Raw genomic sequence first — 6,280 nt, 5'->3', positions numbered from 1 at the left:
CACCCGGCAGAGAGGCTGTTCGACCGGCCCCTTACACAGAAAACTTGACACCTCCACGGCTGGGATCCGAGGTTCGTGCAGGATCAAGTGGGGCACGAACATGCCTCGACCACGTCGATCTACACCGGGGTCTCCTCAGACTTCCGCACCCGCACGCTGCGACGCGCACTGGACCAGATCATCGCCGACGCGGTCGGCCCGCAACAGGAGGAAGCACGATGACCAGACAACGACGGAAGGTGTCCTACGAGTGGCGGCTGCGAGAGGTGATGGCCGCCCACAAGCTCTACGCCACCACCGAGCTCGTCCCGCTGCTCGCCGAGCGCGGCATCGTGCTCTCAGCCTCACAGGTCCACCGGCTCGTGACCACGACCCCCGAGCGATTGTCGCTTCCGGTGCTCGCCGCGCTCTGCGACATCTTCGATGTCACCCCAGCCGAGCTAATCCCCACCGACGCGACGGGCGTCGGCGTCCGCAAGATCGCCGCTGGCGACCGGCCCGCGAAGCCGACCGGCATCGGCGACCTGCGCCCCGTCCGCGCCCGGATCGTCCGCCCCGGCGAGTGACCGCAACCGCCGCGGATCACACCGCGGGCGAAGCCTCCCGTTGCGCCCGCTGCGACCGCCTCGTCCGGGACCGATACGAGCGGGTCGAAGGGGCAGGCGAGGTCGTCCTAGTCTGGATTCGCCGATGGCCGGACGGGTTGATCTGCTCCGGCTGCTTCGCGACCGCGATGGAGACCTACGGGATCTGCGACGGCTGCGGCATCGACCGCCTCTTGCCCGGCATCGGCCCAGAGGGGCAGCACCGGTGCACCGACTGCGCGGGTGGGTTGGGCGACTTTACCTGCACTCGCTGCGGCCGCGAAGGATGGCGCGAGCACGCCGGCATCTGCGGCTGGTGCGTGTTGCAGGACCGCGTCGACGAGATCCTGGACGACGGCACCGGCAGGGTCCGGATCGAGCTCGTGCCCCTGGCGGCGCTGATCATCAGCATGAAGCGTCCCCGGTCTGGCATCCTCTGGCTCAGCCGCCCCGAGCCGCGAAGCGTGCTGCGCGCGATCGCCCGCGACGAGGTCCCGCTCACGCACGAGGGCATCCACAGCCTCCCGCACCGCCGGTCCACCGTCTACATCCGCGATCTCATGGTCACCGCCGGCATCCTCCCGCCGATCGACAAGTCCCTCTTCTACTTCGAACAATGGTCGCGCAGCTGGCTCAACGAACTCGCGGACCCTGAGCAGCGCAAGATGTTCCGGCTATTCATCACCTGGCACTACCTACGCGTCTTCCGAGCACGCATCGACGCGCGCGGCGAGCTCGGATACGCCGCCCCGCAGATCGCCCGGCATCAACTCCGCACCGCCGCTACGTTCGTCGCTGGCCTCGCCGAGCAAGGACGGGCCCTGGCCGAGGCCACCCAAACAGATCTCGACCGCCTCTTCGCCGAGGGCACTCCGCGACTGCGCGACACCCTTCGCCCATTCCTGCGCTGGACGATGAACACCCGGCGCATCCCGAAGCTCGAACTACCACCTCCCATCAAACGGCCCGTCGCACTCATGACCCAGCAGCGTCGCATCGAGCTCATCCGCCAGGTTCACGACGGCGACGGCATGGAACTCACCGACCGAGTACTCGCCCTGTTCGTCCTGCTCTACGCTCAACCCCTTACACGCATCCAGCAGCTCACCATCGACGACATCGGCATCGACGACGAGGGGAATCTCCTGGTCCGACTCGGCGATCCACCGATACCGATCCCCGCACCATTCGACGACATCATCCGCAAACACGTCGCCGCCCGCCGGAACCAGACCACCGCGACCAACAAGACGAGTCCCTGGCTGTTCCCCGGACGCGCGTCCGGGCGGCCACTGCACACCACGTCGATCAGAGACAGGCTCCACAACCACGGCATCCCGAACCTCAGCAACCGAAGCCGCGCGATCCGCGAGCTACTCCGCCAAGCCCCGCCCATCATCGTCGCCGGAATGCTCGGCTACAGCCCCACCGGCAGCGAGAGAATCGCCACCGAATACGGCACCACCTGGCAGCACTACGCGCCGCTCGGCAAGCCAGCCCGACGCCTGCCCCGCCTCAACGAGTGAGGAACTCGTCATTCAGGTTCACGTCAGGGCGCCAGTTGAGCCCCTGGAGGGGCTCTTCGAAGCGCCGCTATCGGGGCGCGGAGCCTGTGGTTTCGATCGGCTTGTCCCAGGTGAGCAGGTATCGGTAGTAGAGGCCACGACGGATCTTGCGCCCGAGCAAGACCTCGGCACTTATCTGCCGGATCGATGCGAGGTTCTCGCGCGGTTCCGTGGTGGGGACTCCGATGTCGTCCGTCTCGCGGTGCAGGAGCGATCCGATCCTCACGAGCGGAAGGGCGGCTGCCGAGAGGATCCAGTCGATCAGGGTGCGGTTCGCCGCGACCCCGACGACCATCAGGTGCCCTCCGGGACGGAGCAGCGCAGCGGCCTTCTCGAGCGTGGACTGGAGATCCATGTGGTGGAGTGTCGCAACAAAGAGGATCAGGTCGAACCGTGCGGCACCGGGATCGAAGGCGGCAAAGTTGGTGCGCTGGAGCGATACGTTCTCGGCGTCGTGCAGTCGGGTGCGTGCGCGTGCAATGGTCTCCGCGTCCGGTTCGATGCCGATGGCTGTGGTGACGTGCGGTGCAAGGCGCTGCAGTAGGAGCCCGTCGCCACACCCGACGTCCAGCACGTCGCGCACGTCGTCGCGTTGCGCTGTGCGGAGAATCCACTCGTGGTACGCGGTGTTGTGATTCCAGTAGTCGCCCACATCACCAATCTTCCAGGACACCGCTATCTGCAACCTGCTGCGACTTCGCGGTGGACGGTGCTTGTCCGAACACCGCCCGATAGGCGCGGGACGCGTGGCTCAGATCACTCCAGCCAACGAGGCGCGCGGCTTCGCTGACATTCACGACACCTCTGATGAGAAGTTGATGCATCCGGCGCGCACGGGCCTCGCGGAGGTACCGGGCTGGCGACATGCCCGTGTGCCTGGCGAACAGGCGGGTGAGTTGGGACGGGGACAAAGCCACCCTGTCCGCGAGGGCTCGCACCGTCCACGAGCATTCGAGGTCGCTTTCGAGAAGCCTGATCGCCTCTTCGATCTCTGGGTGTTGCAGATCGGGCAGGAAGACGGGTACCTCGCCGTCGGGGTGGATGAGACCGAACACACGTGCCAGGCCGGCCATCTGCTGTAGCTCAGAGTTTGGCGAGATCGTTTGGACCTGCGTGAGCTCGTGTAGTCGACGGTGAAGTTGCGAGCGACGATGGGGCGTGACGGTGAGCGGCCGCGGTTCGGTGGCAGAGAACAGTTCTTCGAGGAACGGTGCTGTGCTTGGGAGCCATCGGAGTTGGTCGAGAGCGAATTGCGGGTCGATGTAGACGGCGATCGTTTCAACGACAGCAGATGGTGATCCCACATATGTCCGATCCGCGGGCAGGAACGCGATCTCCCCCTCGCCCATCGGCAGGGCACCTGCGTCGTACGTGATCTTTGTGCGACCCCCTGAGACATAGACGAGCTTCATCCGCGCGGAGCGGGTGGGGCCGACCGTGCTCACAGCTTGCGCACGAAGCGCACTGACAGGCCCAGTATGGGCGCGGACGCGCTCGGACGGTGAGGTCTGCGGTGGAGGTGTCCGTGCTCCTTCCAGGCCGGAGCCAACCGCAAGAGGAGCACCGACGTCACACGGCAAGGGTCGTCTCCCTGTCTGGGCGGAGCCTTCCGTGCCTGTTTCCATTGGTCAACGCTGGCTTTCGCGTGGTTGGCAACAAGACCTGCGCCGGTGGGTGCTGTCGCAAGCCCATACGACTTCACCGCTCTTGGCCCTCGCATCGTCTAAACCTCTGGAACGAGGTCTGCCCGATGGTGCTCTGTGGATGCCCAGTTGCCTTGGTGGAGTAAAGCGGGAGACGGTGGTATTCGACGAATCGATTCTCCCCGAGCGCTTGGCCCAGGTCAGAAAAGTGCAGCTCTGGGCTCCGCACGATGACTGGCTCGAGCGTCTGCCGGGAGCCCTCGGCGAGATGGAAAACCTCACCTCACTCACTGTCGGCAGTGGCAGCTCGGAACCCTCGCTGGCGAGAGGCCCGCGCCGGTGATCTTCCCGACTCGTTGGAGGAACTACGCATTCTCGACGAGCGCTGATCGTCCGCCCCGGCCAGCGACCGCAGCCGATTCCAGCAGCGACGTGACACGCTGCGACCGCCGGGTCCGGGATCGGCACGAACAGCTCGGGCGCCATGCTGGTCTGGATCCGCCGCTGGCCCGACGGGCTGATCTGTTCCGGCTGCCTCGCCCGGACGATTCGACCTCTTTGGGGAGACGACTCGCGAGCCGCGCCCGGAATCGCTGCACGGTGCGAGTTCACTGGATCACGCCTGACGTCGCGGGCGCTACCTCCATGCTGGAATGCACGTCGTCATCGTGAAGGATCGGCTCGGCCAGCGGACGTCGACGACGAGGACTGAAGACCAACTGCGGAACCCCGTCAATGTCGAGTCGCCGGACGTCGATCCCGTACACGGGGGTGAGCACCTCGGAAGTGAGCACCTGCGTCGGCGTGCCCCGGGCGACGGCGGCCCCTTCGTGGAGGAGGACGAGCTCGTCGCAGTAGCGGGCGGCGAGATTGAGGTCGTGTAGCACGACGACGGTGGTCAGGGGCAGGTCCTGCACGAGAGAGAGGATGTCGTGCTGGTAGCGCACGTCGAGATGGTTGGTGGGCTCGTCGAGCAGGAGATGATGCGCCCCCTGCGCGAGCGCCCGGGCGATGAGGACGCGCTGCCGTTCACCACCGGAAAGCTCGTCGATGGAGCGCGAAGCGAGATGGAGCACGCCCGCCCGCCCCATCGCGTCTTCAGCTGCCCGCTCGTCCTCCTGCCGGTAGCTGGACCAACCGGAGATGTGCGGGGAGCGTCCCAGGAGGACGGAGTCCCATGCTGTCAGCGGAAGACCGCTGGGCTCCTCCTGCGCGACCACGGCGAGGCGCTGGGCACGCTGCACGGGGCTGAGCGCCTCGATGGGATCGTCGTCGATGAGCACAGTGCCGCTCTCTGTCCGGACCGCCTGGAGGATGGCCCGCAGCATGGTGGATTTCCCCGACCCGTTGGGGCCGATAAGGCCGACCGTGCGACCCGACGGCACGGCCAGGTCGGTGGCGTCGAGGGCGAGCGTGGAGCCGTACCGGACGGTGATCTCGCGCGCGGTGATCATCAGGTCAGCGCACCAGTGGCTTCGAGGATGGTGCGCAGCCCCCGGAGCGCACCGGGGTCGGGCGCGAGGTCACTGGCGAGGACCCCGATGATCCGATCATTCTGCACGGCCGTGAGGTTGGCCGCGCCGGGGTCGGCCAGCAGCCTCTGCTTCGCCTCCTCGAAGGTCTCCCCCCAAAGCCCGTAGGCGAGCACGATGCTGTGCGGGTCAGCGTCAAGGAGCGTCTCGATGTTCGCTCCCTCGACGTAGACGGAGTCCTCGTCGCCGTAGACGTTGTCGAGGCCGGCCCGGGCGAGCACGTCGTCGGCGATGCCCAGTCCGCCGCGAGCGGACATGGCGGCGGACTCGGAGAAGTAGTACACGACGGCCCCGGTCTGCGTCTGACCGCCGTTGCCGGCGGTCGCGGTCAGGGTCTCGAGCTCCTGCCGCATCTGGGCCAGATTCTCGTCGGCGACGTCCTCGGTTCCGAAGATGCCCGCCAGGCGTTCGACGTCGGCGAAGATCGCCTCGAAGTCGGTCTTCCCGGATAGCGCGGTGCCGTGCCCGCACTCCCCGTCGATGATGACGTTCGGGATCCCTGCGGCGGCGACGTCCTCGGGGGATGCGCCGAGCAGTCCGTAGCCGACGATGATGTCGGCCTCGGCGCCGACGATCGTCTCGATGGCGGGGTCGGCGGGATCGATGATCGGCGCATCGTCCGGAGTGTGGCGCAGCCCCTCTGGTAGTTCGCTGCCGAACTCTCCGGCCCGGGCGGTGATCCGGTCGGACGCGCCCGCGGCATCGAGCAGCTCGACGGCGGAGGTGCCGATGCTCAGCACTGACTGAGGCTCCTCGGAGATTGTGAGCTCTTCGTCGCAGTTCGGCACGGTCATGGGGTATGACGCGCCGGTGTCGGGGTCCTCGGTCTCGGCGGCTGGACCGCCGGCGCAGGCCGCCAGAGCCAGTGCTGTGCCGACGGCGATGAGTCCGATGCCTGAGTGTCGAGAGATGCGTGAACGGGGCACGATGTGGCCTTTCTTCCTGGTGTGTTGGTG

At 66.8% G+C, this 6,280-nt stretch carries 7 protein-coding genes; 3 read left to right on the top strand and 4 right to left on the bottom strand.

All coding sequences use genetic code 11. The features are described 5' to 3' along the window. The first annotated feature begins 87 nt into the window (after positions 1–87). The 3 genes from INT49_RS17100 to INT49_RS17090 are packed head-to-tail and all read left to right on the top strand — an operon-like array spanning position 88 to position 2,110. Positions 88–222, top strand: a complete 135-nt coding sequence (locus INT49_RS17100) for a hypothetical protein (protein ID WP_404801956.1) — start codon at positions 88–90, stop codon at positions 220–222. After that, complete coding sequence (locus INT49_RS17095) at positions 219–566, top strand: helix-turn-helix domain-containing protein (protein ID WP_141871456.1); 348 nt, start codon at positions 219–221, stop codon at positions 564–566. The genes INT49_RS17100 and INT49_RS17095 overlap by 4 nt, the downstream gene beginning before the upstream one ends. Continuing rightward, positions 563–2,110 carry a hypothetical protein gene (locus INT49_RS17090; RefSeq protein ID WP_193118951.1) on the top strand — a complete coding sequence of 516 codons (1,548 nt, stop codon included), beginning with the start codon at positions 563–565 and terminating at the stop codon, positions 2,108–2,110. The genes INT49_RS17095 and INT49_RS17090 overlap by 4 nt, the downstream gene beginning before the upstream one ends. A gap of 67 nt (positions 2,111–2,177) precedes the next feature. Here the strand turns inward: INT49_RS17090 and INT49_RS17085 are convergent, their stop codons facing one another. The 4 genes from INT49_RS17085 to INT49_RS17070 all read right to left on the bottom strand — a co-directional run bounded on the left by INT49_RS17085 (position 2,178) and on the right by INT49_RS17070 (position 6,250). Further along, positions 2,178–2,822 carry a class I SAM-dependent methyltransferase gene (locus INT49_RS17085; protein WP_319021682.1) on the bottom strand — a complete coding sequence of 215 codons (645 nt, stop codon included), beginning with the start codon at positions 2,820–2,822 and terminating at the stop codon, positions 2,178–2,180. Further along, positions 2,803–3,561 (bottom strand): helix-turn-helix transcriptional regulator, encoded by a 759-nt coding sequence (locus INT49_RS17080; protein ID WP_193118950.1) that lies wholly within the window; start codon positions 3,559–3,561, stop codon positions 2,803–2,805. Before INT49_RS17080 ends, INT49_RS17085 begins: the two co-directional genes overlap by 20 nt. An 839-nt stretch (positions 3,562–4,400) precedes the next feature. Further along, positions 4,401–5,246 carry an ABC transporter ATP-binding protein gene (locus INT49_RS17075; protein ID WP_193118949.1) on the bottom strand — a complete coding sequence of 282 codons (846 nt, stop codon included), beginning with the start codon at positions 5,244–5,246 and terminating at the stop codon, positions 4,401–4,403. Next, positions 5,246–6,250, bottom strand: coding sequence for an ABC transporter substrate-binding protein (locus INT49_RS17070; RefSeq protein ID WP_193118948.1), 1,005 nt, complete (start codon positions 6,248–6,250; stop codon positions 5,246–5,248). The genes INT49_RS17075 and INT49_RS17070 overlap by 1 nt, the downstream gene beginning before the upstream one ends. Positions 6,251–6,280: the final 30 nt, after the last annotated feature.

It is taken from the genome of Brachybacterium tyrofermentans (genome assembly GCF_014897585.1).
Taxonomy (GTDB): domain Bacteria; phylum Actinomycetota; class Actinomycetes; order Actinomycetales; family Dermabacteraceae; genus Brachybacterium; species Brachybacterium tyrofermentans.
This window is presented reverse-complemented; position numbering and strand designations above follow the sequence as displayed.